1 pseudogene is annotated in these 238 nt (G+C 37.0%); it reads left to right on the top strand.

The window, feature by feature from the left end:
- Positions 1 to 238, top strand: a pseudogene (locus SB756_RS35100) (RNA pseudouridine synthase); the annotation flags it as partial.

The following is a 238-nucleotide window of genomic DNA, read 5'->3' as shown; positions in this document are numbered from 1 at the left end:
CGTATAAAAACTTGGATTTTGGATGATAAAATCACCGTTGATGGCGAAATATTAAACACACCGCGTACAAAACTGTTAGGCGGTGAAGTGTTAAATGTTGAAACAACCATTGAAGCACCGCGTGAATATCTTGCACAAAATATCGACTTAAACATTCTTTATGAAGATGACCATATTTTAGTTATTAATAAACCTATGGGATTAGTGGTTCATCCTGGTGCTGGTAACCCAGATGGCA

It is taken from the genome of Pseudomonas sp. SIMBA_068, from assembly GCF_046534705.1.
GTDB lineage: Bacteria > Pseudomonadota > Gammaproteobacteria > Pseudomonadales > Pseudomonadaceae > Aquipseudomonas > Aquipseudomonas putida.
The sequence above is the reverse complement of the archived record's forward strand: the minus strand, read 5'-3'. Positions and strand labels throughout refer to the sequence as shown.